The organism is Ensifer sp. ENS07 (genome assembly GCF_014852185.1).
Lineage (GTDB): Bacteria > Pseudomonadota > Alphaproteobacteria > Rhizobiales > Rhizobiaceae > Ensifer > Ensifer adhaerens.
The window spans coordinates 1-24918 of sequence record NZ_JACVBE010000012.1 but is presented as its reverse complement, the minus strand read 5'-3'; the positions used below and the strand labels follow the sequence as shown (position 1 = coordinate 24918).

Genomic DNA, 24918 nt, shown 5'->3' with positions numbered 1-24918 from the left:
CCTCCTTTCGCACTTAAAGGCCGCCCGTGTTGACCTATGGGTTTCCAGTAACGGCAAGTAAATATCTGTTCCACGCCGCTTGCGAACGGAGTAATGTTTGCCCGATTGTTCGAGGGGGTCTCGCAACAGGAGGGGATGATGGGGGTCGACTGGGCTGGTCCGGTCGCCGCCGTGACACGCCGCAATGTCTTGCGGCTGTTCTCGGCAGGCGTGATGGCGAATGTGCTTTCCGGGTGTCGACACGACTGGCCACCGGCCGCGGCCTGCGAGCTTCCCTACCCGATCGTCGACGTTCACTGCCATTTCTTCAACGCGGCCGATGTGCCCGTGGAAGGGCTGGTGCGCTATGTGGCGCTGCGGGAGAAACTGCCGGAAGCAAAGCTCTCCGCCGATCCGCTGCAGTCGAAGCGCCTGGAAAATGCCCTGGTGGTCTTCCTCGTGACGGCCCTTGGCGACGTCGCGCCCAAGGCTAAGGCCGAGGACGCTATTCTCAAGAAGCGGGTGCCGCGCCCCTCCGACGCCGAGTTCGAGCGGCGGAAGGACGAGCAGTTGCGCATCGCCGTCAAGCAACTGGTCGCGCTAGCCGGCGAGCAGCGCGCATCGTTGACCGCACGAAGCGGCGCCGAAACGCCGGATTATCAAGGCCTGCTGGAACAGATCGGCGGCACCCCCGGCCTGCCCCAGGGCTTGCAGCGGCGCTCCGGCAGCGTGGAGGAGACGGATGTCGATGCCCTGGCGTCGGCCGCCAAGGCCCACGACCAGATCGGCAACTACCTTTCCTTCGTGCGCCTCATGCAGGACTACCGAGAAAACCTGGCGGAAACCTATGCCCGGATCTTCGCGTCGAAATGCCGGTTTTCCATGATCACGCCGAGCATCCTCGATTTCGAGAAGTCGATCGGCGGCAGGGCATCGCCGCAGCACGACCAGATCGACGTGATGGACGAGATCCAGCAGCTGGTGATCAAGCGGCACGGCATCCATATGCACAGCTTCGTCGGCTTCGATCCGCACCGGGAGGCGCAGAAGCGTGGCTCGTCGCTGGAAAACGTCCGCTACGCGATCATGGAAAAGGGCTTCATCGGCGTGAAGATCTACCCGCCGATGGGCTTCAAGGCATGGGGCAATGCGGATCCGGCGATCGATGCGGCGCTGAAGCGGCTCTACGACTGGTGCCGCGACAACAGCGTGCCGATCATGGCGCATGCGGAAAACAGCATCGGCGCCGGCTGCGGCTATGGCAATATGGCGAGCCCCGTCTACTGGAAGAAGCTGCTCGACACCAACCGTTACAATGACTTGCGGATCAATCTGGCGCATTTCGGCGCTTTCGATGAAGTCATTCGCCCGGGCGCGCCGACGGGGGTCATGGTGTCCTGCGCCCAGGACAAATTCTCCGGTCCGCCGACCTGGGAGGACATCATCGGCAAGACGATCGACCACGGGCGCCGACCGAACCTGTTTGCCGACCTGAGCTATCTGAGCGAGCTCGTCACCGACAACACGCCCGGGCTGCACGAAAAAATCCGCGCGCTGCTCGACAAATGGCTGCGGGACTACGATCCCGATGCGCGCCATCTGATGTTCGGCACCGACTGGTCGATGATGGCGCTGGAGAAGGACTACAACGCCTACGTCCCGCGGATCGCCCAGCAACTGAAGGAGGCCAATGTCAGCGAGGAGGACCAGCAGAACATCTTCTGGAAGAACGCCTCCCGTTACCTCGGCCTCGACCGGCCGGGGCCGACCCGCCAGCGGCTCGCCACCTATTGTCGCAAGCGTGGCCTGGACGCCTCCTGGCTCTCGCAGCTGGAGATCGCCTGACCGCGGAGACTGCTACCCGCGGTCCGGCACGTGCCTATCGCCACGGTGCGGTTCTGGCGATCCATTCGCGCGTCCGGCCTTCCGGGTCGGCGTTGCGGGTGATGTCGGTAACGACGGCGGCGATGTCGGCGCCGTGCTCGAAGACGCCGGCGATCCGCTCGACGTTGAGGCCGCCGATGGCGACCAGCGGCAGCAACCCGACACGGTTCCGCCAGGCGGCAAGGCGCGGCAGTCCCTGCGGCGCCCACTTCATAGCCTTGAGAATGGTCGGGTAAACCGGTCCGAGCGCGACATAGTCGGGCTTGGCAGCAAGTGCTGTCTCCAGTTCCGTCTCGTCATGGGTGCTGAGTCCGAGCTTCAGGCCGGCGGCGCGGATTGCAGTAAGGTCGGCCTCCGCCAGGTCCTCCTGGCCGAGATGGACGAAGTCGCAGCCTTCCGCGATCGCCAGTTGCCAGTAGTCGTTGACGATGAGCTGGCAGCCCTGCTCGTCGCAAACGGCCTTGGCCGCGCGGATCTCGCGGCGGATCTCCGCTTCCGTACGATCCTTGACGCGTAGCTGCACCAGCTTGACGCCGAGCGGCACCAGCCGCTCGATCCAATCCGCGCTGTCGACGATGAGATAGAAGGGGTCAAGTTTCACGCAAACACCGCCTTTCCGATGACGGGGGTGGAAGGGACGGCAAAATCGCGCGGTTCGAGCATGCCCGCCTCGAAGGCCTGCCGGCCGGCATCGATCGCGCCCGCGAACGCAGCGGCCATCAGCGCGGGCTTGGCGGCGCCGGCTACAGCGGTGTTGAGCAGGACGGCATCGAAGCCGAACTCCATCACCGTCGTTGCGTGCGAGGGCCGGCCGATGCCGGCATCGACGATCAGCGGCACATCGGGAAAGTTGGCCCGCATTGCCCTGAGCGCCTGGATGTTCTGCGGCCCCATGGCGCTGCCGATCGGCGCGCACCAGGGCATCAGCACCTTGCAGCCGGCTTCCAGGAGCCGTTCGGCAACCACGAGATCATCCGTGGTGTAGGGAAAGACTTCGAACCCTTCGGCCGAGAGGATGCGCGCCGCCTCGACCAGCCCGAAGACATCGGGCTGCAGCGTATCGTGGTGGCCGATCACTTCGAGTTTCAGCCAGTTGGTGCCGAAGACCTCGCGCGCCATCTTGGCCGTCAGCACCGCCTCTGACACCGAGTGGCAGCCGGCGGTGTTCGGCAGCACGTGCACGCCGAGCGCCCGGATCAGTTCGAAGAAGGCGCCGCCCTGGCGGCCTCCGGCGGTTTCGCGCCGGAGCGAGACCGTGACGATCTCAGTGCCTGACGATCGCACCGCATCTTCCAGAACGGCGGGGGAGGGGTAGCGGGCGGTGCCGAGCAGCAACCGTGAGCGCAGGTCCTGTCCATAAAGCGTCAGCATGTCTCAGCCTCCTTTCATCGGCGAGAGAATTTCGATCCGGTCCCTGTCGCTGAGCGCATGACCCGAACGGTCGGCCCGGTGCACCAGTTCGCCGTTGACGGCGGTGGCGAGCCAGTCGCCTTCGAAATCAAGGGCGGCCAGAAGCTCGGCGAGGGTGGTGACGGCGAGGTCGTGATCCTCGCCATTGACGGTCAGTCTCATGCGGCATCTCCCTTCAGGTCCTGCGCAAGCGCGAGGTCGGCTGCTTCCGCCGCCAGGGCCGGCGAAAGCAGGAAGCCATGGCGGTAAAGCCCGTTGATCGTGATGGTCTGCCCGGTGCGCAGGGCGCGCGGCAGGTTGTTGGCGAAGGCGGGGCGGACGCCGGCGCCGGTTTCGACGAGGCGCGCTTCGCCGAAGGCCGGATGCAGCGCATAGGCGGCGTTCAGCAGTTCCATGAGGGAGCGGGCGGTGATCGGTCCGCCGTCATCCGTCTCGATCATCGTCGCCCCGCACATGAAGAGGCCGCCGCCGCGCGGCACGATGTAGAGCGGGATGCGGGGATGAATGAGCCTGACCGGCCGCGACAGCTCCACGTCGCTTGTCTGCAGGTAGAGCATTTCACCGCGCACGCCCCGCAGGCCCGGCGTTTCGCCGATGCGTGCCGCGCCGGCGCAGTCGGCGACGAGATCGTGGTGGCCATCGTCGCTCGTCTCATCGAGGAAGGTGACGCCGTGATCGACAAGCTTCTGCCGCAACCGGCTCAGCGCCCGGCGCGGGTCGAGATGCGCCTCACCGGGAAAAAACAGCGCCTCGCGGAAACGTCCGGCAAGCGCCGGTTCCAGCCGTTCGATCGCGGCGGCGTCGAGCCATTCGAAGCCGGAGGTGCGTGAGGCAAAGCGCTTGAGTTCGCCCGCATCCCGTGGCGGGGCGACGACAAGCGTGCCGTTTCGGGAAACCTCGCCTGGCAGGGCGTCGTCCCACCAGTCAATGGCGCCGATGCCCTTCGTCAGCACCACCTCTTCGGCGCTTTCGCGTTCGCACCAGGGTGCCAGCATGCCGCCGGCAAACCAGGAGGCCGCGCCGGCAAAGCCTGGTTTTTGCTCGACAACCGTCACCGCGACACCGCGGGCGCTAAGTTCATGCGCCAGACAGAGCCCTGCGACGCCGGCACCTTTGACGAGGATCCGCATGGCTCAGTGTTCCCGCGAGGCGTGGGCGGGCCGTCGTGAGGGAAGCGGGATGGTGTTGGCGGTGTGCATGCCGAGGCTCCGATTGTGGAGACCCAGTTCACGAGCGAAGGAAGGGCAAGGACGCCTTGCCGTTGAATGGTCGCGTGAAGGCGACGTTTGCGGCAGCGATGTCTGCACCGTCCCTACGCCAGTATGAACTGGATCAGGTTCAACGGGTCACTGCGCCGCGCAAATCGCATAGCAGAATCTCAGCCCCTTAGCGGGACACCCCTGGTGAATGCTCCAAGCTGACCGTTCGGGGCGGTTTTTGTCAAGAGCCAGCATTCGTGTGCGATGTGATCTCATCTGCCGAAAAAATTATCTATAATTTTTCGACGAGAAAGCGGAAGCGTTGGCGGCGTGCTGAAGGGAGGAGTGTCAGGCGGGCAGAGCGGGTCGAAAAATACCGGAGAAGCCCGGGCTCGTCCTCGTTTCTCGGGTGCGTTACGCCCGATTTCGGAAATGGGAGATGCGACCGATTGATTGGTGATTGTTGCCCCGTCTCGGCGGTTTCCAGATTCACTCACGGTCAAAATACAACCAGAAGGGTATTTGCTAACACAAACTCTCCACCTGGGTGCTTGCGAACTTTGCTCGTCGACAAAATTATAGATAATATCAGATTCTATCTATTTCGCGTTTGCGATGACCTGGAGGACGAGCCGAAATGCTGGACGGAACCCTATCAACTGGCGCTAATTTTACCCCGGGCGACGCGGGCGAATCCCGCTGGACCCAAGCGGAAGCTGAAAAAATCTATAATTTGCCGTTCAACGATTTGCTCTACCGCGCACACACGGTCCATCGTGCGCAGTTCGATCCCAACGCCATCCAGATGAGCCGGCTGCTCTCGATCAAGACCGGAGGCTGCGCCGAGGATTGCGGCTATTGCAGCCAGTCCGCCCACTATCCGACCGGGCTCAAGGCATCGAAGCTGATGGAGGTCGAGCGTGTGCTTGCCGAGGCGCGACAGGCGCGCGACGGCGGTGCGACGCGCTATTGCATGGGGGCCGCCTGGCGCAGCCCGAAGGACCGCGACATGGACGCGATCGTCGCCATGATCGGCGGTGTGCGGGCGCTTGGCATGGAAACCTGCATGACGCTCGGGATGCTGACGCCGGCCCAGTCCGTGCGGCTCGCCGAGGCCGGGCTCGACTACTACAACCACAATGTCGATACCTCCGAACGATTCTACGGCGAGATCATCACCACCCGCAGCTTTGCCGACCGGCTGGAGACGCTCGCGAATGTCCGCGACGCCGGCATCAAGGTCTGCGCCGGTGGCATTCTCGGCATGGGCGAAACCGCCGACGACCGGATCTCCATGCTGGTGACGCTCGCCAATCTGCCGGTGCCGCCCGAAAGCGTGCCGATCAACATGCTGATCCCGATCCCGGGCTCGAAGCTGGCCGATGCAGTGCCCGTCGATCCGATCGATTTCGTCCGCACCATCGCGCTTGCCCGCATCCTGATGCCGCTATCGCATGTCCGGCTCTCGGCCGGCCGGACCGACATGAGCGACGAGACGCAGGCGCTCTGTTTCTTCGCCGGCGCCAATTCGATCTTTGTCGGCGAAACCCTGCTGACCGCCGACAATCCCGGCGAGGACCATGATGCGGCGCTCTTCCGACGCCTGGGGTTGAAGCTGATGGCTCCGGCGGCAAGGCAGGATGCGGCCGAATGACCCTGGGTCTGTTTGCGCGCTATGAGAAGACGCTGGAGGGCCTTGATCGCAAGGGCCGCCGGCGCGCACTTGCCCCCGCTGGCGGCCTGGATTTTACCTCGAACGACTACCTGGCGCTCGCCGCTTCGACGCGGCTGAAGGCGGCGATAACGGGTGCCATCGCGCGCGGCGTGCCGGTCGGCTCCGGCGGCTCACGGCTGTTGCGCGGCAATCACGAAGAACACGAGGCACTTGAGGCGGAAGCGGCCACCTTCTTCGGCGCGGAACGAATGCTCTTCTTCGGCAGCGGCTATGCCGCCAATGCTGCCCTGTTTTCGACGCTGCCGCAGCGCGACGACCTCATCGTCCACGATGCCCTGATCCATGCGAGCGCCCATGAAGGCATCGCTGCGAGCAAGGCCGATTCGGTTGCGGCAGCGCACAACGATATCGACGCCTTTGCCGATGCGATCGGCCAATGGCGCCGCGCCGGCGGCACAGGGCGCCCGTGGATTGCCGTCGAAAGCCTCTATTCGATGGATGGCGATCGGGCGCCGCTCGCCGACCTCTTAGCGCTTGCCGCGCAGCATGACGGCTTTCTCGTCATCGACGAGGCGCACGCGACCGGCGTCTTCGGGCCGGAAGGTCGTGGTCTCGCGGCTGAGCTGGAGGACCGGGAGAACGTCGTCATGCTGCATACTTGTGGCAAGGCGCTCGGTGTTTCCGGCGCACTGGTCGGAGCAAGCGCCGTGCTTTGCGATTATATCGTCAACCGCGCCCGCAATTTCATCTATTCGACCGCGCCCTCGCCACTCATCGCGGCCGCGGTGCGTGAAGCACTCGCCGCCCTCGTCGACGAGCCGGAACGCCGCGCCGCATTCGACGGCCTCAGGTCCTTCGCCAACCGGGCGCTCACCGAGGTGCTCGGCATCGAAGGCAGCGGCTCGCAGATCCTGCCCATCCCGATCGGTGATAACGGCCGAGCGGTCCGCATCGCCGCCCGCATGCGGGCCGAGGGTTACGATGTCAGGGCAATTCGCCCGCCGACGGTGCCGGAAGGCACCGCGCGTCTTCGGATCGCCATCACCCTCAATGTCGACCGGGCCGCAATCGTGCAGATGCTGCAGCAGTTGAAGATCACGATCGCGAAGGAGCGGCCATGAAAACCCGTATCGTAGTCACCGGTACCGATACCGGCATCGGCAAGACCATCTTTTCCGCGGCGCTTACCGATGCGCTCGACGGTTGCTACTGGAAGCCTGTGCAGTCAGGGCTCGACGAAGAAACCGACAGCGAGACCGTCGCCCGGCTCGGTCGGCTGTCGTGTGACCGCGTCCTGCCCGAAGCCTACAGGCTCGCAACACCGGCGTCGCCGCACCTGTCAGCACGGATCGACGGCGTCACCATCGACCCGGAGCATCTTTCCCCGCAGGCGGTGGAACGACCGCTGGTGATCGAAGGCGCAGGCGGGCTTTTGGTGCCGCTGACGGAGCACACGGTCTTTGCGGATGTCTTTGCGCGCTGGCTGATCCCGGTGGTTGTCTGCGCTTGCACCGGGCTCGGCACGATCAACCACACCCTCTTGTCGCTCGAAGCGCTGCGCCGCCGCGCAATTCCCGTTCTCGGCGTCGCCTTCATTGGCGACGCGCAGGAGGACAGCGAAGCGATCATCACGCGCCTTGGCGGGGTGCGCCGGCTCGGGCGGCTGCCGCGGCTCGACCCGCTGACGCCCGACCGCCTGCGCCACGCCTTCGCCGAGAATTTCAACATCGCCGATTTTCGAGGGATGCCGGCATGAAGAGCTCCGCCGTCTGGTATCCCTTCACCCAGCATGCCCTCGAACCGGCGATGCGCCGCATCGTCGGCACCGAAGGAGCGTATCTCGTCGACGAAGATGGCGCGTCGATCCTCGATGCGATTTCGTCTTGGTGGGTTATCACCCACGGCCACCGTCACCCCACGATCATGGAGGCGATCCGCAGGGCTACGGAGACCTACGACCAGATCATCTTCGCCGAATATACTCACGCACCGGCGGAAGACCTGGCGCGCGGGCTGATCGAGATCGCACCGCCCGGGCTCGCCCATGTGTTTTATTCCGATAGCGGTTCGACTGCGGTCGAGGTCGCGCTGAAGATGGCGCTCGGGTTCTTCCACAACAGCGGCCAGCCGCGGAGCCGGATCTGTGTGCTGGAGCATGGCTATCACGGCGACACGATCGGCACGATGTCGGCCGGCGAAAGAGGCGTCTTCAATGCCGCCTACGCGCCGCTGCTCTTCGCCGTCGATCGCCTGCCCTTTCCGGAGCCGGGCCGGGAGCAGGCAACGCTCGACGCCTTCGAACAGGCTTGCGCTTCCGGCAAGGTTGCCGCCCTGTTGATCGAGCCCCTGCTGCTTGGCGCCGGTGGCATGAAGACCTATCCGGCTTCCGTGCTGTCCGAGCTGAAACGCATTGCCGAACGGCATGGCAGCCTGCTGATCGCCGACGAGGTGATGACCGGTTGGGGGCGGACGGGCTGCCTGTTTGCCTGCGAGCAGGCCGGGATCGCGCCCGATATTCTCTGCACCTCGAAGGGGCTGACTGGAGGCGCGCTTCCTCTGGCCGCGACGCTTTGCACCTCGGAGATCTTCGAGGCGCATCTTTCGGTCGACCGACGCAAGACCTTCTTCCATTCGAGTTCCTACACGGCCAACCCGATCGCCTGTGCCGCGGCACTTGCCAATCTCGCCGTCTGGAGACAGGAGCCGGTGGGCGCGCGTATCGAAACCTTGGTCGCGCGCCAGCGTCGACATCTGGCGCGCTTCGCCGATGATCCTCGCTTCGTCGACGTTCGCCAAATCGGCACCATTACAGCCCTCGACCTCACGGTGCCGTCCGGCGGCTATCTCGCCGAGGTCGGCCCGCAGCTCAGGGCGTTTTTCCGCAAGCGTGGTTTGCTGATCCGTCCGCTCGGCAACGTCATCTACCTGATGCCGCCCTATTGCGTCACCGATGCCGATCTCGGGCGGGCCTATGACGGGATCGACCAGGCGGCGTCGCTCTTCGGGGCAGGGCAGCTATGAGGCTTGTTCGCTCATCCCGGATCGTCGGTTTCGGCCATGCGCTGCCGGAGCGGCGTGTCGCCAACGGCGAAATCGAGACGACGCTCGGGCTTGAGCCCGGCTGGATCGAGCGCCGCACCGGCATTCGCGAGCGGCGCTGGGCCGCGTCTGAAGACACGCTGTCGGGTCTTGCGGAAAAGGCGGGCGCAATGGCGCTCGAGGATGCCCGCACCCCGGCCGGCAATATCGCCCTGGTCCTGCTTGCGACCTCGACGCCCGATCACCTGCTGCCGCCTTCAGCACCCCTGCTCGCCCATCGCCTCGGCCTTTCCAACGCTGGTGCGATCGACCTTGCCGGCGCCTGCTCGGGTTTCCTCTACGCCCTGACGCTTGCCGACGGTTTCGCGCGGGCTCAGGGAAAGCCGGTGCTGGTGGTGGCGGCCAACATCTTGAGCCGCAGGATCAATCCGGCCGAGCGGGCGAGCGCCGTGCTCTTTGCCGATGCGGCCGGCGCCGTCGTCGTCGCGCCGTCCGATGACCCGCAAACCGGCCTCGTCGGCGTTGACCTTGCCGCCGACGGCAGTCGCTACGATCTGATCTCGATTGCCGCCGGCGGCAGCAACAGGCCGTTTTCCGCCGACACCAGGCCCGAGGATCTGCTGATGACAATGCGTGACGGGCGCGAGATGTTCGCGCGGGCGGTGGAGATGATGACGGCCTGTGCCGTGAACGCCATGGGCGCCGCCGGCTGCGTGGCCCCGGACATCAGCCGCTTCGTGCCGCATCAGGCCAATGCCCGCATTTTCGACGCCGTCTGCGATCGTCTCGGCATCGCGCCGTCGAAAACGGTGCGCACGATCTCGGACTACGGCAATTCGTCGGCCGCGACCATCCCGCTGTCGCTATCGCTGGCGCACCGAGAAAAACCCTTCGTCTCCGGCGAAAAGCTGTTGCTGACGGCGGCCGGCGCGGGGCTTGCGGGAGGGGCGGCAGTGCTCGCGATCTGATGACGCGTCGACGGCAGCCACGCCGCGTAACCTGGGGCGCGCGCCGTGATGTCAGGGTGTTGAGGGCGCGGCGCAAGAGCCGCGTTTCATCAGCATTGGCTGCAGCTTGTATTCCTCCTGCAGCGCATGGCTGCCGAGCACCCCTTCGAGTGCCAGCCGGGCGATCTCGTCGATCGGCTGGCGAATGGTGGTGAGCCGCGGCAGCACCAGCGAAGCCAGAGGAATGTCGTCGAAGCCGACGATCGAAAGGTCGTTCGGGACCCGAAGCCCCATGTCGTCGGCGGCGCGCAGCAAGCCGATTGCCTGCTGGTCGCTGGCGGTGGCGATCGCCGTCGGGCGACTTGCTACGTGTTGCGTCAGCAGCTGCTTACCAAGTTCTTCGCCTGAGCGGTAGTCGAAGTGCCCCTCGACGATCTGCGGCGGAACGTAGTCGCCTGGGTGGCTTTTCCGGAATTCCTCGAGCCGTTGAACGAAACCGCCGCGGCGCTCGCCGGAGACTTCGGTCGTGCCCGGACCGCTGATATAGCCAAGCCGACGATGGCCGAGCGAAAGCAGGTGGTCCGCGGCGAGATAACCGCCCTGACGATTGTCGACGGACACGAGCGCATGGCCGCTCAAGGGCCGGTCGACGGTCACCGTGCGCGTGCGCGACGCCAATCCATCGGCGAGGCTGTTGCTGACGGGAACGAGGATCAGCCCGGCCGGCAACCGTCCGAGCAGGGTTTCAATCTGCTGCTTCTCGGCGTCCGGGTCGTCATGGGTGTTGGCAAGCAGCACCGAGTAGCCCTCGGCGGAAGCCAACATCTCCACCTGTTTGGCAAGCTCGGCAAAGAAGGGGTTGGTGATGTCAGGCACGACGAGGCCGATAATGTCGGTCTTGGCGAGCCGGAGGCTGCGACCGAGAATGTTCGGTCGGTAGCCGATCGCGTCGATCGTTGCTTCGACCTTCGCCCTGATGTCCTCGCTCACCGTCTTGTTCTTGGCAAGCACACGCGAAACCGTGCCGACGGACACCCCGGCGCGCTGGGCAACATCCTTGATCGTCGGGTTCAAACGGTCGGCTCCCTATCACGTTCGCTGCATCGATCAGGAGGGAAAAATCATGCAACGGATCAAAGTCTTACGCCAGCGACCGCGGATCCGCCCGACGGCAGCTGGCCTTCCTCTTAGATCAGAGAATGCCGCGAACCGGTAGCGGCTTCCAGCACAAATTTCTCAGCGATGAAACGTTTCATATTGACAGCGATACCGCCTTTCTGTCTTCTAAAGGTCGAAGCGGGCCACGCATGTTCATGTGATGAAACGTTTCATTGATGGTTGGAGGACCATCTTTTCACCGGAGGAGAACCCATGAAATTTTCCCTGTATGCGTCTATCGTCGCACTTACCGTTGCCACCGCATTGCCGACACTTGCCATGGCTGCCGATAAACCCGTCGTCGGCCTCGTCATGAAGTCGCTTGCAAACGACTTCTTCAAGAACATGCTGGAAGGCGCCGAAGCACATGCGCAGAAGCGTGGCGACTACGAGCTTAAAGCCATCGGCATGCAGAACGAGACCGATTTCGAGAGCCAGCTGAATGGCGTCGAGAACTTCATTACCCAGGGCGTCGATGCGATCGTGATTGCGCCGGCCGACTCCCGCGCCATGGTCGCGCCGCTGAAGAAGGCGATGGATGCGGGCATTGTCGTCATCAATTTCGACGTTTCGCTCGACGAGCAGGCAAAGAAGGATGCCGGCGTCGATCTGGCCTTCGTCGGCCCTGACAATCGAGGCGGCGCCAAGATGGTCGGTGATGCGCTCGCCAAGGATCTCGGCGCCGGCGGTAAGGTCGTGATCCTCGAGGGCAATCCGGGCGCCGACAATGCAGCGCAGCGCAAGCTCGGCTTCGAGGATGCGATCGCGGCGGGCAAGCTCGATCTTCTCGATTCTCGGACGGCGCATTGGGAAACGGAAGAGGCCAATTCCGTCTTCTCGACCATGCTGACGGCGCATCCCGATATCCAGGGTGTGCTCGCCGCCAACGATTCCATGGCGATCGGTGTCGTCAAGGCGCTCGACGCGGCTGGCCGAAACGACATCAAGGTCGTCGGCTTCGACAATGTGCCGGCGGTAGCCCCCATGCTGAAGGACGGCAAGCTTTTGGCGACAGTCGACCAGTTCGGTTCGCAGATGGCGGCGAACGCAATCGACAAGGCGCTCGAAGTCGTGGCCGGCGGGCCCAAACTCGAAGGTTGGGTGAAGACCGACATCGAGCTCGTGACCAAGGACAACGTGAAATAGCTCTGAGACCGCGCGTGCGCACCGGGCGCTGCCCGGTGCGCGTCGGCAAGGACAGCATCCGCCGCAGGCCAATGGTTTGCTTGCGCAATTGCTGCGTTTCAAAAGGGCTAGGTCATGATGAACACGCAAACCGTGCAGGCGGAAGCGGCTGGCGTCTCGATGCCGCCGGTTCTGGAACTGCACGATGTTAAGAAGGCCTTCGGGGGTACCAAGGCACTGAACGGCGTCAGCCTCTCCATTCAGCCGGGCGAAGTGCACGGCCTCATCGGCGAGAACGGGGCCGGCAAATCGACTTTGATCAAGGTTCTCTGCGGTATCGTCCGTCCGGACGAGGGCGCAATCAATCTTGCAGGCCGGGCCTATGCGCCGGCCACGCCCCGCGAGGCCAAGGCCAATGGTCTCCAGGTGGTGCACCAGGAATTCAACCTTCTGCCCCATCTGTCGGTGGCGGAGAACATCTTCATCGAGCATCTGCCGCGCAATGCGTTCGGCGTCGTCAGACGGCAGCAGATGCATGCCGGCGCACGGGCCGCACTCGACGCCATCGGCCTCAGCGACGTCGACGTGCGCTGGCCGGTCGCGCGCCTCGGCATCGCCCACCGACAGTTGGTCGAGGTGGCGCGCGCGCTGATGACGGAAAGCCGTATTCTCATCCTCGACGAGCCGACGGCGACGCTGACGTCGCGCGAAACCGAGCGGCTGTTCAAGATCGTCAGCGACCTTCGCCGTCGCGGCGTCTCGATCGTTTTCGTGTCGCATCATCTCGACGAGGTCTTCCGCATCTGCGATCGGGTGACGGTGCTGCGCAACGGCGAGACGGTGTTCTCGCGGCCGATCGTCGAGACCAATCAGGACGAACTTGTGCGCGCCATGGTGGGCCGCAAGCTGCAGCAGCAGATGGCGAGCGAAGTGGTCTCGTTTGCTCGGCCGGCACAGGCGTTGTCGCTTGCCCGGTTTCGCCCACCGCAATCGCCGCATGCCGAGGGCATTTCACTGCACCTGCACAAGGGCGAAATCCTGGGGATCGCCGGGCTTGTCGGCTCCGGCCGCACCGAGCTTCTGCGGGCGATCGCGGCCGCTCAACGGCCGCTCTCCGGTGAGCTCTTCCTTGAGGGGAAGCGCGCCTCCTTCCGCTCGCCGCGCGAGGCGATCAATGCCGGTATCGGCTTCGTGACCGAGGACCGGAAGGAGGAAGGCCTGATCCTCAACATGCCGATTTCGGCCAATGTCACGCTCGCGTCCCTCTCGGATGTCTCGCGTGCCGGCATCCTTGACAGGAAGGCGGAAATCGAAGTGACGGAACGGCTCGGCGCCGAGCTCAAGCTGAAATATGGCGGACCCGGCAAGAATGCCGCGACGCTCTCGGGCGGCAACCAGCAGAAGGTGGTGCTCGCCAAATGGCTGGCGCGCAATCCGAAGGTACTGCTGCTCGACGAGCCGACACGCGGCGTCGACGTCGGCGCCAAGGCCGAGATTTATGCCCTGATCCGCCAGTTCGCCGAACGTGGCTTGGCGCTGTTGATCGTCTCGTCGGAGCTGCCGGAACTGATGACCCTGTCGGACCGTATCCTCGTGATGTCGCAGCACCGTGTCGTCGGCGAGCTGTCGCGGCCGGAATTCTCCGAAGAACGTATTCTGCAATTCGCCTACCAGGGCGAGCAGCAACAGGCGAGGCAGTAAGATGCAAGCACTCGAAAAGACACAAGCCGGCGAAACCGTCCATGCCCGCCAGCTGCCGGGCTGGTCGCCAAAGGTGCTCCTGCGCGATGCCGGCATCGGCCTGGCACTCCTGCTTTTGATCCTCTTCTTCTCGGTCTCGACCGAGCACTTCCTGACGGCCAACAACATCTCCAACATCCTGACGCAGATCACCATCAACCTGATCCTCGCCGTCGGCATGACCTTCGTCATCCTGATCGGCGGCATTGATCTTTCCGTCGGCTCGATGCTGGCCTTCTGCGCCGTCGTCGGCGGCACGGTGTTGACGATTCCCGATCTCTCGGTGTTCCAGGCCGTGGCGCTGGCAACGCTCGCCGCTGTCGGCACCGGCGTCGTCTGTGGCTTCCTGAATGGCTGGATCAGCGCCTTCTGGGGGCTGCCCTCCTTCATCGTCACGCTTGGCATGCTGAACATCGCCCGCGGTGCCGCGCTGCAGGTGACGGACGCACGCACGATCTATTCGTTTCCGCCGAGCTTCAACGCCTTCGGCTCGCAGATGATCTTCGGCATCCCCGTCGTCTTCCTGATCGCGCTGCTGCTCGTCGCGATCGCCTGGTTCGTACTGTCAAAGACGGTGTTCGGCCGGCTGCTCTATGGCATCGGCAACAACGAGGAGGCCGTGCGTCTCGCCGGCCATTCGCTGATGTTCTACAAAGTGGCGGCCTTCACGATTGCCGGTGCGCTCGTCGGCATCGCCGCCATGGTCTACATGGCCCGCCTCAACATCGCGAGCCCGATCATCGGCATCGGCTTCGAGCTGAACGCGATCGCCGCCGTCATCATCGGTGGCACCAGCCTCAACGGCGGCCGCGGCACGGTGATCGGCACCCTGCTCGGTGCCTGCATCACCGGGGTGCTTGCCAACGGCCTCATCCTGTTCGGGCTCAGCGATTTCATGCGGCAGATGATCACCGGTGTCGTCATCATCCTCGCGGTGATCATCGACAAGTATCGCGAGCGGCTGACCGGCATCTAAGACCGGGAGCCACGTGCGGACGGATCGCAGCCCGCCGCAATCGACGAAACGCGGTGAAGGACAAGGTGGTCGGGTCGATAGACCCGCCCGCGGGGATCTCTGCGGCCTGGTTTTCACGCAGAAGCAAATGGGGAAGGTTAGGCTGATGCTCAAGAACATCGATCCGGCGCTAAACGCCGACGTGCTGCATGCACTACGCTCAATGGGACATGGAGACCGGATCGCGATCGTTGACGCGAATTTTCCCGCCGACACGATCGCCCGCCACACCCGGCTCGGCCTACCGCTGCACATTGCGAATGTCTCGGCCGCGCGTGCGGTGCGCGCCATTCTTTCCGTCATGCCGCTCGACACGCCGCTGCAGCCCTCGGCGGCGCGGCTGACGCCGGACGGAGAGGCGGGCGAACTGCCGGACGTCCAGCGCGAGGTGCAGGCCGAGCTCGTGCGTGCGGATGGTATTCTTTCGAAGATGTATGCGATCGAGCGTTTCGCCTTCCACGAGGAAGCGAAGCGCGCCTATTGTATCATCGTGACGGGCGAGGCGCGCCGCTTCGGCAGCTTCCTCTTCACCAAGGGCGTGGTGCCGCCGGCCAGCCACTGGCACGAGGCCGTCGCCGGGTGAGAGCCACCTTGGCCGCCATCAAAGGGTCGCAAGCTCCCGATTGGAAAGCACGCCATCATTGGCCCGCCTTATCTCGACCTTCCGTTCGAGCTCGGCGACGATGTCTTCGCTGAAATCGATCGAGGTCAGCTCGGCGATCTCGGGCAGGGCGCCGGGCGTGAAGACATTGACCTCCACCAGCTTGTCGCCGACGACGTCGAGGCCGACCAGGAACATGCCGTCGCGCACCAGTTTGGGGCGCATCTCTTCGGCGACGGCAAGCATCGCCGGGGTGACGACGGCCGCGGCGGGCCGGCCGTTGACATGCATGTTGGAGCGCAACTCGCCTTCCGCCGGAACGCGCCGCACGGCGGCATAGGTGTCGCCACGCTTGAGCGGCCGGCCGTTCATCAGGAACAGGCGGACGTCGCCCTCCGTCGCCGCCGGCAGGTATTCCTGCGCGATCACATAGCCCATCTCGCTGACGGCCTCGAAGATCTGGTTGAGGTTCGTCTCATGGCTGGAGCCGACCTTGAAGACGTTCTTGCCGCCGGAGCCCTGCAGCGGCTTCAGGATGACGCCTTCGGGATGGGCGTCGAGGAAGGACCGGACCTCCTCCATGTGTTTCGTGATCAGCGTGGTTGGACGGACGACCTCGGGAAAACCCTGCAGATAGAGCTTGTTCTGTGCTGCCGCCAATCCGTCCGGGTCGTTGACGACGATCGCACCGCGCTCGGCGGCGAGCCGCCCGAAGATGATGCCGACCTGGGTCGCCCAGGGACGCGTTGCGGCATCCTCCGAGGGGTCGTTGCGCAGAAAGAGGATCTGGATATCCGTAATGTCCAGGACCTCGCGCCGCGTCGCATCACCCCGCAGTGCCGCAATGAAGGTTTCAGCCTTGCGCGGCTTTGCAGTTCCGAGAGAAAGCGCATGGACGATCAGGCGGCCGTCGGGTGTCAGAACGAAATCGCCTGGCGTGAGGTAGACGATCTCATGGCCGCGGGCGAGGGCGGCGAGTGCCAGCGACGTCGTCGCATAGAACGTCTCTTCGCCCTCGATGGAGTTGACGAGAAAGGCAATGCGCATTCGGTTTCCTACTCTGAGATCAAGTCGAGCGGGGACAGTCCCCTTTGGGCTCGCTGAAGTCGGTCGCGCGCTTTGACCTCATCGAGAAAGATAGGGCGGAGCGCCGCGGTACCAAGGAGGCCGCGCAGGCTGAGTTCCTGGATCGCGCCGAAATGCGAGGCGGCGATCTTGCCCATCCAGAACGGTTCGAGAGTGCCGCCGCCGGCGAGGTGATCGAGAAGCTGCAAGAGGCCGCGCAGGTAGATCGCGTCCTTGACCAGCCCGCCGCCGCGATAGATGCGCAGCGTGATGTTGAAGGCCTCGGTGGCCGCAAAGCCATGACCGTCGACGAGCAGCCGGTAGGTCTGCGGAAAGGGTGCGCCGTCGAGCATGGCGGCGCAGCCGACGACCCGTGCCGCCAGCACGCGCAGCCGGTCTATCGTCATGCCGGCGCTCAGATATTCGGCAAAGACCGCGAGCCCCTCCTGCATGCCTTCGTAACCGGCCAGTCCGGAGCGAAGGATACGCAGCCCCTGGGCCGAACCGTTGAAATAGGTCAGCAGATGCACACCAATCTCGTGGTTGAGCAGCGCCTCGACGCGATCGGCGTCGAGCGCGGAACTCCTGGCGATCAAAAGCTGGCCGCGCGAAACGAGCAAGCCAGCCGGCAGGTCGTCGCGAATGTCGACGGAGGCGGAAAAATCGGCCGACTGGCGCCGATAGGCCGATATCATCGCCTGGGCGCGCTCCCTTATGTACTCGCAATCGCGCCTGTCTGCGGCCGAAGACCGTGCATCGCGGTCGGGTGCAGTGCGCGCCAGGATTTCGGAGGCGGCGTCATGAAGCGTGGCTTCCACCGGGCCATAGAGGGCGCGACCGAACTCGACGAAGGTGCGCGTCTCCCGCGCCGAGATCATCGACAACTGCAGATCGACCTCCTGCTGCTTTTCCCGGTAGAGGGCGTAGAGCAGCGGATCTTCGAGATGTTCGAAGTTGAGGGAAAAGAGCTTCCGCTTGGCCGTCTCGATCTGCAGCGTCAGCGGCCGGTAGTAGAGGCGCGGACTCTTGGAGAAGCCGCCCGAAGCGAACTCCGTCCAAGCGGCTTCGGCGTTGATTGGCGTCACCGCCAGAAGGAAGTCGAAGCTGGAGGCAATCTCGTCGATGCCGCGGTCGGCGCGCACGACGGCATCGACGAAGGCTTTTCGGCCGAAGGCGCGGTGCGTCGGCAGCCGAAAACTGTCCGATTTTGCGCGGGCGAAAGCAGCAACGGCTCTTAGCCCCGCGTCGAAGATGCTCGCGACCAGCCGCTCGCGCAGTTGCGGATAGATGCGGCGCGTTCCCGGCTCGCAGTAGATCGGCGCGAAGCGCACCGTCAGGTGTGGGGTGTCGAGCGCAAGCGCCTTTCGGCCTGTCGCTGTCGCCGCTGGGCGCTCGACGAGCGTCACATGCGGCGTGCGGAATTTTCCTTCGATCGTTGCCGCCGTCTCGATCAAGGCCTTGGCGGCGACCTGCTCGGCGGCACGCGCGCCGGCGACCACCTCGATCAAGAAGGGCGGCAGGAAGGGCGCGTCCTTGGCCGGCGGTTCATCGCTTTCGAGCTCACCGAATTCGAGCACGATGAAAAGGCCGAGTCGCTGTTCGATTACGCGCCCGACACGTTCGATGATTGCGGCGGCGGTATCGATGTCGGGCGCCAGTAGATAGGCGGCGTTCGCCTGGGCGATGTCGCGCGCCACCGGCTGTTGGTGCTCGGCGGCGATGTGCACACAGAGGAAGGGAACGAGGCGGTCGATGTGCAGCCGTCCGCCCTCGCCGAAATCGCGCCGCACGGCGCGGCCATCCGTCAGCCGGCCGATCGCTTCGTCGAGCCAGGCCGGGGCCAGACTTACGGGCGTCGCTTTCTCCTCCGTCATCGCTGCCTCACCAACGTTTCTGTCAGGATCGGGACGAGGGAAGAGACCAGTGCCCGCAGAGAACGAAGCGCCCGGATATCCGGCTTGCCGGTCCATTCGTCCATGAAGGTCTTCTTGAACTCGATCGCGATCGCGCAGCCGGTCTCGGGAAAATGCTCGTGGATGAAGCGCGTCTGCTCTCCGCGTCCTTGGAAGGCGACGTTCTCGCGTACATCCACCGGCCGGCCGTCGATAGAGGCGGTGCCGAGCGCCGACATCAGCGTATCGATGACGCCGGCCCATCTGGGCCGATCCATCGAGGAGGTCCCGATGTTGATTTCCGGGGCTTCGTCGGGAGCCGCAGGCGCGGCGTCCGGTCCCTGTCGCCGGTGGTTGTAGCTGTGCATGTCGAGCACGATGAAGCGACCGTGGCGGCGCTCGATCGCCGTCAGCATCGAATGCAGCATGGCATAATACTCGTCATGGACGGCGAGGGACGCCTCGATCATCTCGACGGGCGGATGTTCCCGCCAGACGGAAAGGCCCCAGGCTTGAGCCGGCTGAAGATAGACCGCGCCCGTGCGGGCACGGTTGAGGTCGACCTCGAAGCGGGACCTGTGGACGACGATGCGGTTGGCAAGATCGCGGATGACGAACTCGGTAAACGGATCCTCCTCGCGCAGCCGTTCCTCGTCCGTCAGGGCGGTGAGCGCGCGGGCGTCGCTGCGCATCGCGTGCCCGTTGTGGATCGCCGTGCCGACGATCGGCCCATCGCCGCGGTGTGCGGTCCACCAGGTGGTTTCGCTGGCTGAGCGGAACTGTTCCGTCGGCTCGCTTTGCATCTTCGCTCCCGCACTCCCTCGCTCTGGTCGCTACGGGGGTGCAACTCCCCGGTGGCCCGAAGGGTTCCAGTACGGGAGAAATTTCCGGGGCGGTCGAGACGCAAGGCCACCCCGCTTCGACAGCCGCCCTCAACGTTTTTGTTGGCCGATCTCGCCGAGAATCCACTGGCGGAAGGCGCTGATTTTCGGGGCGTTTCGCCGGCTTTCCGGATAGACCATCCAAAAGGCCTGGCTCTCGTCGCAGAGCAGATCGAAGGGCTGGATCAGACGCCCGTCGGCGAGTTCCGCGGCAAAGAAGGCCGGCGTCAGGATCGCCACGCCCTGTCCGGCCGCGGCCGCATTTCCCTCATAGACTTGGGCGCCCATGCTGGAGCCGGGCCGGCTCGCAAGCCCTTCCACCGGCACGTTGGCGGCGGCAAACCACTGCGCCCACCAGGGATCACCGGGGTCGAGAAGCGGCAGGCGCAGGAGGTCGGCCGGTTCCTTCACGCCACCGATGCTGGCCGCAAGGCCTGGGCTCAACATCGGCGAAAAATCGGCGTTGATCAGACGGTGGGCGGCAAGTCCCGGCCACTCGCCGCGGCCTGAGCGAATGCCGATATCGACCTCCTCGCGACTGAAGTCGACGAGATGCGGCTCGGTTTGAAGTCGCACGGCAAGCGAGGGGTGAGTGATCTGAAACGAGCCGAGGCGCCGCGCCAGCCAGTTGGAGGCAAAGGTCGCGATCGTACTGATGACCAGTGTTCCCTGGGCGCCGCCGCGCGCGCTCACATAGGCTTCGCTGAGCTGCTCGAAGACCTGCGTCACCACGGGTGCAAGCCGCTGGCCGACCTCGGTGAGCGCGATCTGGCGTGGGCGGCGGAGGAACAGGGGTGCGCCGATCCGATCTTCCAGCACCTTGATCTGATAGCTCACCGCAGCTTGCGTCATGCCGAGTTCGCTTGCGGCATTGGTGAAACTTCCATGGCGCGCGACCGCCTCAAAGACCCGTATCGCCGTCAATGGGGGAAGCGGAAGTGTCTTATGCATCAAATGGCCTTATGCATGGTGACCGATATTCGATTGGAAGTTGATGCCGTCCACAACCATTTTCAAGGTCCGTCCATTAGACGGATTGATGAAGAGGATGACGGCTATGACAACTATTCAAGTACGTAGTTTTTCGTCGACAAACGATTTTTCCGTCGGTTCCTGGCTGGCGCTCCTGTTCGCGAGGAAGAGCCGGACGACCGATGTCGTCGACGTCAGGGATCTGTCGGATCACCTGAAGCGGGATATGGGCTTTCTCGACGGCAACCGCCCCGACGGGCACGACCTCCCGACCGCATGATTTCGCCCAACCGCATGATTTCAAAAGACCCGGGCGGACCTCCCACCGCCCGGGTCTTTTCTTGCCCGCGACGCAGCGTCGTCGCCCGGGCGGAGCAGTTTTCCACGTCCCGCCCGCTCTTTGGGTCAGAATTCCTTTAATCTACTGTTTAAGTGGATAATCTCAGTGGTGTCGGCCGGCGCGAGTTTGCGGCGGCCGCCTGAGATGAGGTCCATGATGAGCATGTTGCGGCAATACGAGCGTTTGAGTGCAATCCGCGAGGTCCTGCAGGGCCGGCTGGAACTGCACGAGTCACGCGATTGTTTTGGTTTCGACGATATCGAGGATGGCACGGTCCATGAGCTTAAGGATCGCATTGCCGAACTTTCCGATGAGATCTCGACCTTGAAAAGCCGCTGCGGACGCTATCAAAGCTTCGGCCGTCAGTGACCAAATCCGCCAACAATTACCTGAAGTGACGGCGGCACGCCGTCGATGAATGGAACATCCCCATGACGTTGCATGTAAATTCCCGTGTCGCAGATTATGCGATCAACCCGCTTTTTCTCGAGCGCTGGTCTCCGCGCGCCTATTCGGGTGCCGAGATTTCCGAGCCCGAGCTGTTCGAGATTCTTGAGGCTGCTCGCTGGGCGCCGTCCGCCTACAATGCCCAGCCTTGGCATTTCGTCTATGCGCGCCGCGGCAGTGAAGGCTGGGAGAGGCTGCTCGGCCTCCTGAACGAGTTCAACCGGAGTTGGGCGGCGGAGGCATCGGCGCTGATCTTCGTGCTGTCGAAGACTTCACTGTTGCCGCCCGGCGGTAGCGAAGAGGTGGCGTCCTACACCCATTCCTTCGATGCCGGTGCCGCCTGGGGTGCGCTTGCGCTGCAGGCAGCGCATTCCGGCTGGCAGGCGCACGGTATGGCCGGTCTCGACTATGAGCGCGCGCGAACGGAGCTCGGCGTGCCCGAGAACTACCGGATCGAAGCGGCCGTTGCGATCGGGCGTCTCGGCGACAAGGCGCTGCTTCCGCAAGCGCTGCAGCAGCGCGAGCAGCCAAGCCCGCGCAAGGCGCTGTCGGAGATCGTATCCGAGGGCCGGTTCGTGGCCGGCTGACCCGTCAAACGAGGGGGCGGGCAAGGCTTGCCGGCTTGCCCCCTCAGTGGTCGTCGGTCTCATCCCGGCTAGTCTCATTCAGCGCCTGCACGGTGACCGCAGCGACGAGACCGGTCAGTACGATGCCGGAAAAACCGATCACCAGCGCCAGCACCCGAGCGCTCAGATGCTTCGGCGTGATGTCGCCGTAGCCGATGGTCAGGCCCGTGACGAAGGTGAAATAGAACGCTTCGTCGAGCCGCCAGTCTTCGATGCGGCCGATGACGACGCCGGTTCCTGCCATTACGATCAGGATTGCTGAGAAGATCGGCCAGAGCAGCTGAAGCTGCTGGTAGAGATTGGAGAAGAACCGGCGTCGCATTCTCTTCGTCTGCCGCCGGCGTTGAGATTCCGCCACGCAATCCTCCCTCTCGCGGATAGGCCCGGAAGGCGAACCAGCCACGCCCCCAGGACGGTCGGCCCAAGGCTCGCTTGCCGCCGTCGAAATCCCTTCGCGAACGCACCGCCGCCGCTCTGAAGATAGCCCTGAGTCGGGTCGGCTTCCAGCGCCTGTTTTCCGGCCGGCAAACGGGATGCGATGCAGTCAGTTGCATTTCTTGCAACCGCTTTGGCCGAGTGCTATCGCTTTAGAATAATCTCATGAAAGCTCCTGCCAAAGGACAACCCGGATGGCATCGCATGAGCATTCACTTGCCGGCGACGGCCGCTCTCTCTCCGCGGGCCTGCGGCTCGACGTGATCGCAGGTCTTACGGCCGCCGCCGTGGTCCTGCCCAAGGCGATGGCCTATGCCACGGTCGCCGGCCTGCCCGTCAGTGTCGGCCTCTACACCGCCTTCGTGCCGATGATCATCTACGCGCTTCTCGGCACGTCGCGCGTTCTCAGCGTCTCGTCGACCACCACGCTTGCGATCCTCGCCGGCACGCAGCTCGGCCTTGCCGTCCCGGATGGCGATCCGGCCAAGCTGCTGACGGCGACCGCGACGCTGACGGCGCTCACCGGCGCGCTACTGTTCCTGGCATCGCTGCTGCGTTTCGGCTTTGTCGCCAATTTCATATCGTCGCCGGTGCTGATCGGCTTCAAGGCCGGCATCGGCCTTGTCATCGTGCTCGACCAGGTGCCGAAGCTGCTCGGCATTCACATCACCAAGGAAGGCTTCTTCCGCGATATCCTCAGCATCGCCGGGCACCTGTCCGAGACCTCGATGCTCACGCTCGCGATTGCGGCCGCGGCTCTGGTGGCTTTGCTTGCGATGGAGCGCCTCTGGCCGCATTCGCCGGCGCCGCTTCTGGCGGTGGCCGCGGGCATCGCGCTTTCCTGGTTCGCGGGTCTCGCCGCGCTCGGCGTTTCCACCGTCGGCTTCATCCCGCAATCGCTGCCTTCGCTGACACTTCCGAGCTTGGGTCTTGTTCAGGAACTCTTGCCGGGCGCGCTCGGCATCGCGTTGATGAGCTTCACCGAGACCATTGCCGCCGGCCGGGCCTTTGCCGCTCCGTCCGACCCGCCGATCCGGGCGAACCGCGAGTTGCTGGCGACGGGTGCCGCGAATTTCGGGGGCGCCTTTTTCGGTGCCATGAGTGCCGGCGGCGGCACGTCGCAAACCGCCGTGGTGCGAGCGGTCGGCGGCCACAGCCAGATGGCGTCTCTGGTCACCGCGGCGGCTGCGGCTGCGACCATGCTGGTCCTGGCGCCGCTGCTCGGCCTGCTGCCGCAGGCCGTGCTTGCGGCGATCGTCATCGTCTACTCGGTCGGGCTCATCAAGCCCGCGGATTTCCTCTCCGTCCGCAAGGTCCGGCTGATGGAGTTTCACTGGGCGTTGGCCGCCTTTCTCGGCGTGCTGTTTTTCGGCACGCTGCAGGGCATCATCGTTGCAATCGTGCTGTCGTTCATCGGGCTCGCGCGCCAGGCGGCCTCGGCGAAGGTCTATGTCGTCGGCCGCAAGCGCGGCACCGATCGGCTGCGGCCGCTCTCGTCCGCACACCCCGATGACGAGACCTTCGAGGGACTTTTGATCCTACGCCCGGAGGGTCGGCTCTTTTTTGGCAATGCCCAGCAGGTGGCCGACCAGGCGCAGATGCTGGTCGCAAAGCAGAAGCCCAGAGTTGTCGTGCTCGACATGAGCCGGGTTTTCGACATCGAATATTCGGCGCTGCAGATGATGATGGAGGGCGAGCGCCGCATCAGTGAACACGGCGTCACCGTCTGGCTGGCCGAGCTGAACCCGGACGTGCTTGCCTATGTGCGCGCATCCGGCTTTGCCGATCAGCTCGGCCCTGACCGCCTGTTCGTCAATACCCGCACGGCGCTCCAGCACTATCTGGCCGGCGCCGCGCAGGCGTAAAGCAATTCCAGGAAAAGCGCACAGCGGTTTTCCGTCCGGAATTGTGCTCAGAAAATGAGCTATTCCGCCATCATCTCGCCCGTTCCGCCGAAGGCCGGCGGGAAGTCCCGATACTTCGGCAGGCCGTCCTTCATCGGCAGCACCGTCTCCTGATAGTTGACATGAAGCATCGGCTTGAAGGCAAGCGACGGGATTGCCGCTGCAAAGACGTCGGTGACACCCCAGAGCGGATGTTCGGTCATGAGATGCCCGCCGCAGGCCTTGCACCATTTGCGCACGCTCGTTGCCGTCTTCTGGTAGCCAACCAGATTGTCCGCACCCTTGACGATCTTGACCTTCTCCGGTGGCCAGAGCGTGAAGGCGTTGACCGGGCCTGCCGACCAGCTTCGGCAGGAACTGCAATGGCAATAACCCATGGCGGCCGGATCGCCGCTCACTTCGATCTCGACTGCGCCGCAGAAGCACTTTCCGTTGAGGCTGCCGTTCGCTGCCATGACTTTCTCCAATGAAAGAACGCAAGGGGCAGAACGCCTTGAGTTGGCGGCTTTCCTTGGGTTCGGTTTTGTTCTGACCGGCCTTTTTGCCGATCGGCTCAATGGTCTTCGTTCCGCTGGACAGGGCCG

25 protein-coding genes and 1 riboswitch are annotated in these 24918 nt (G+C 64.2%); of the genes, 14 read left to right on the top strand and 11 right to left on the bottom strand.

The features are described 5' to 3' along the window. The first annotated feature begins 138 nt into the window (after nt 1–138). Nucleotides 139–1824, top strand: a complete 1686-nt coding sequence (locus tag IB277_RS27850) for an amidohydrolase family protein (RefSeq protein WP_192357020.1) — start codon at nt 139–141, stop codon at nt 1822–1824. A gap of 34 nt (nt 1825–1858) precedes the next feature. Here IB277_RS27850 and IB277_RS27845 read toward each other — a convergent pair whose 3' ends face one another. Genes IB277_RS27845 through thiO form a run of 4 tightly spaced genes read right to left on the bottom strand, consistent with a single transcriptional unit; the run spans nt 1859 to nt 4403 of the window. Beyond that, nucleotides 1859–2464, bottom strand: coding sequence for a thiamine phosphate synthase (locus tag IB277_RS27845; protein WP_060529364.1), 606 nt, complete (start codon nt 2462–2464; stop codon nt 1859–1861). Next, the gene (locus tag IB277_RS27840) at nt 2461–3234 is read right to left on the bottom strand and encodes a thiazole synthase (protein ID WP_192372164.1); all 774 of its coding nucleotides are present in this window, start codon (nt 3232–3234) and stop codon (nt 2461–2463) included. Before IB277_RS27840 ends, IB277_RS27845 begins: the two co-directional genes overlap by 4 nt. 3 nt (nt 3235–3237) lie before the next feature. Beyond that, nucleotides 3238–3435: a sulfur carrier protein ThiS gene (gene thiS, locus IB277_RS27835; protein WP_060583946.1), complete on the bottom strand. Its 198-nt coding sequence runs from the start codon at nt 3433–3435 to the stop codon at nt 3238–3240. After that, complete coding sequence (gene thiO / locus IB277_RS27830) at nt 3432–4403, bottom strand: glycine oxidase ThiO (protein WP_192357022.1); 972 nt, start codon at nt 4401–4403, stop codon at nt 3432–3434. Before thiO ends, thiS begins: the two co-directional genes overlap by 4 nt. Before the next feature lie 161 nt (nt 4404–4564). Further along, nucleotides 4565–4685, bottom strand: a riboswitch (TPP riboswitch). Between the two features lie 424 nt (nt 4686–5109). Here thiO and bioB point away from each other — a divergent pair. The 5 genes from bioB to IB277_RS27805 are packed head-to-tail and all read left to right on the top strand — an operon-like array spanning nt 5110 to nt 10154. Continuing rightward, nucleotides 5110–6126 (top strand): biotin synthase BioB, encoded by a 1017-nt coding sequence (gene bioB, locus IB277_RS27825; RefSeq protein ID WP_192372162.1) that lies wholly within the window; start codon nt 5110–5112, stop codon nt 6124–6126. After that, a complete protein-coding gene (locus tag IB277_RS27820) occupies nt 6123–7268 on the top strand; it encodes an 8-amino-7-oxononanoate synthase (protein WP_112976635.1) in 1146 nt (381 codons plus the stop codon). Before bioB ends, IB277_RS27820 begins: the two co-directional genes overlap by 4 nt. After that, entirely contained in the window at nt 7265–7903 is a 639-nt protein-coding gene (bioD, locus tag IB277_RS27815) for a dethiobiotin synthase (RefSeq protein WP_134887773.1), read from the top strand. Before IB277_RS27820 ends, bioD begins: the two co-directional genes overlap by 4 nt. Next, a complete protein-coding gene (locus IB277_RS27810; protein ID WP_192372160.1) occupies nt 7900–9168 on the top strand; it encodes an adenosylmethionine--8-amino-7-oxononanoate transaminase in 1269 nt (422 codons plus the stop codon). Before bioD ends, IB277_RS27810 begins: the two co-directional genes overlap by 4 nt. Then, the gene (locus IB277_RS27805; RefSeq protein ID WP_112976638.1) at nt 9165–10154 is read left to right on the top strand and encodes a beta-ketoacyl-ACP synthase III; all 990 of its coding nucleotides are present in this window, start codon (nt 9165–9167) and stop codon (nt 10152–10154) included. The genes IB277_RS27810 and IB277_RS27805 overlap by 4 nt, the downstream gene beginning before the upstream one ends. A 51-nt stretch (nt 10155–10205) precedes the next feature. On the opposite strand, the gene IB277_RS27800 is transcribed toward IB277_RS27805, so the two are convergent. Further along, nucleotides 10206–11207 (bottom strand): LacI family DNA-binding transcriptional regulator, encoded by a 1002-nt coding sequence (locus IB277_RS27800; protein ID WP_112976639.1) that lies wholly within the window; start codon nt 11205–11207, stop codon nt 10206–10208. Between the two features lie 297 nt (nt 11208–11504). Here IB277_RS27800 and IB277_RS27795 point away from each other — a divergent pair, with 297 nt between their 5' ends. From IB277_RS27795 to IB277_RS27780, 4 genes are all read left to right on the top strand, one after another. Then, entirely contained in the window at nt 11505–12437 is a 933-nt protein-coding gene (locus IB277_RS27795) for a sugar ABC transporter substrate-binding protein (RefSeq protein WP_034798471.1), read from the top strand. Nucleotides 12438–12554: 117 nt separating this feature from the next. After that, the gene (locus IB277_RS27790; RefSeq protein WP_060522066.1) at nt 12555–14117 is read left to right on the top strand and encodes a sugar ABC transporter ATP-binding protein; all 1563 of its coding nucleotides are present in this window, start codon (nt 12555–12557) and stop codon (nt 14115–14117) included. Nucleotide 14118: 1 nt separating this feature from the next. Continuing rightward, entirely contained in the window at nt 14119–15132 is a 1014-nt protein-coding gene (locus IB277_RS27785; RefSeq protein ID WP_060521908.1) for an ABC transporter permease, read from the top strand. Between the two features lie 145 nt (nt 15133–15277). Beyond that, complete coding sequence (locus IB277_RS27780) at nt 15278–15754, top strand: RbsD/FucU family protein (RefSeq protein ID WP_060644571.1); 477 nt, start codon at nt 15278–15280, stop codon at nt 15752–15754. A gap of 18 nt (nt 15755–15772) precedes the next feature. Here IB277_RS27780 and IB277_RS27775 read toward each other — a convergent pair whose 3' ends face one another. From IB277_RS27775 to IB277_RS27760, 4 genes are all read right to left on the bottom strand, one after another. Beyond that, nucleotides 15773–16819 (bottom strand): glutathione synthetase, encoded by a 1047-nt coding sequence (locus IB277_RS27775; protein ID WP_089042871.1) that lies wholly within the window; start codon nt 16817–16819, stop codon nt 15773–15775. Nucleotides 16820–16827: 8 nt separating this feature from the next. Next, the gene (locus IB277_RS27770; protein ID WP_192372158.1) at nt 16828–18711 is read right to left on the bottom strand and encodes a flavohemoglobin expression-modulating QEGLA motif protein; all 1884 of its coding nucleotides are present in this window, start codon (nt 18709–18711) and stop codon (nt 16828–16830) included. After that, nucleotides 18708–19532, bottom strand: a complete 825-nt coding sequence (locus tag IB277_RS27765; protein ID WP_060583920.1) for an N-formylglutamate amidohydrolase — start codon at nt 19530–19532, stop codon at nt 18708–18710. Before IB277_RS27765 ends, IB277_RS27770 begins: the two co-directional genes overlap by 4 nt. 129 nt (nt 19533–19661) lie before the next feature. Beyond that, on the bottom strand, nt 19662–20561 hold the full coding sequence (locus IB277_RS27760) for a LysR substrate-binding domain-containing protein (protein WP_060521913.1): 900 nt from the start codon (nt 20559–20561) through the stop codon (nt 19662–19664). 106 nt (nt 20562–20667) lie between these two features. Between IB277_RS27760 and IB277_RS27755 the strand changes: the two genes are divergently transcribed. The 3 genes from IB277_RS27755 (at nt 20668) to IB277_RS27745 (ending at nt 21956) form a co-directional block, all read left to right on the top strand. After that, nucleotides 20668–20862 carry a hypothetical protein gene (locus IB277_RS27755; protein ID WP_034798505.1) on the top strand — a complete coding sequence of 65 codons (195 nt, stop codon included), beginning with the start codon at nt 20668–20670 and terminating at the stop codon, nt 20860–20862. A gap of 165 nt (nt 20863–21027) precedes the next feature. After that, the gene (locus IB277_RS27750; RefSeq protein ID WP_250807752.1) at nt 21028–21291 is read left to right on the top strand and encodes a hypothetical protein; all 264 of its coding nucleotides are present in this window, start codon (nt 21028–21030) and stop codon (nt 21289–21291) included. Nucleotides 21292–21353: 62 nt separating this feature from the next. Continuing rightward, nucleotides 21354–21956, top strand: a complete 603-nt coding sequence (locus IB277_RS27745; protein WP_060583919.1) for a nitroreductase family protein — start codon at nt 21354–21356, stop codon at nt 21954–21956. A 43-nt stretch (nt 21957–21999) separates the two neighbouring features. Here the strand turns inward: IB277_RS27745 and IB277_RS27740 are convergent, their stop codons facing one another. Continuing rightward, nucleotides 22000–22317: a potassium channel family protein gene (locus IB277_RS27740; protein WP_034798484.1), complete on the bottom strand. Its 318-nt coding sequence runs from the start codon at nt 22315–22317 to the stop codon at nt 22000–22002. Nucleotides 22318–22624: 307 nt separating this feature from the next. Here IB277_RS27740 and IB277_RS27735 point away from each other — a divergent pair, with 307 nt between their 5' ends. Continuing rightward, nucleotides 22625–24295 (top strand): SulP family inorganic anion transporter, encoded by a 1671-nt coding sequence (locus tag IB277_RS27735; RefSeq protein ID WP_034798485.1) that lies wholly within the window; start codon nt 22625–22627, stop codon nt 24293–24295. A 59-nt stretch (nt 24296–24354) separates the two neighbouring features. Here the strand turns inward: IB277_RS27735 and IB277_RS27730 are convergent, their stop codons facing one another. Further along, complete coding sequence (locus IB277_RS27730; protein WP_034798487.1) at nt 24355–24789, bottom strand: GFA family protein; 435 nt, start codon at nt 24787–24789, stop codon at nt 24355–24357. Between the last annotated feature and the right edge of the window lie 129 nt (nt 24790–24918).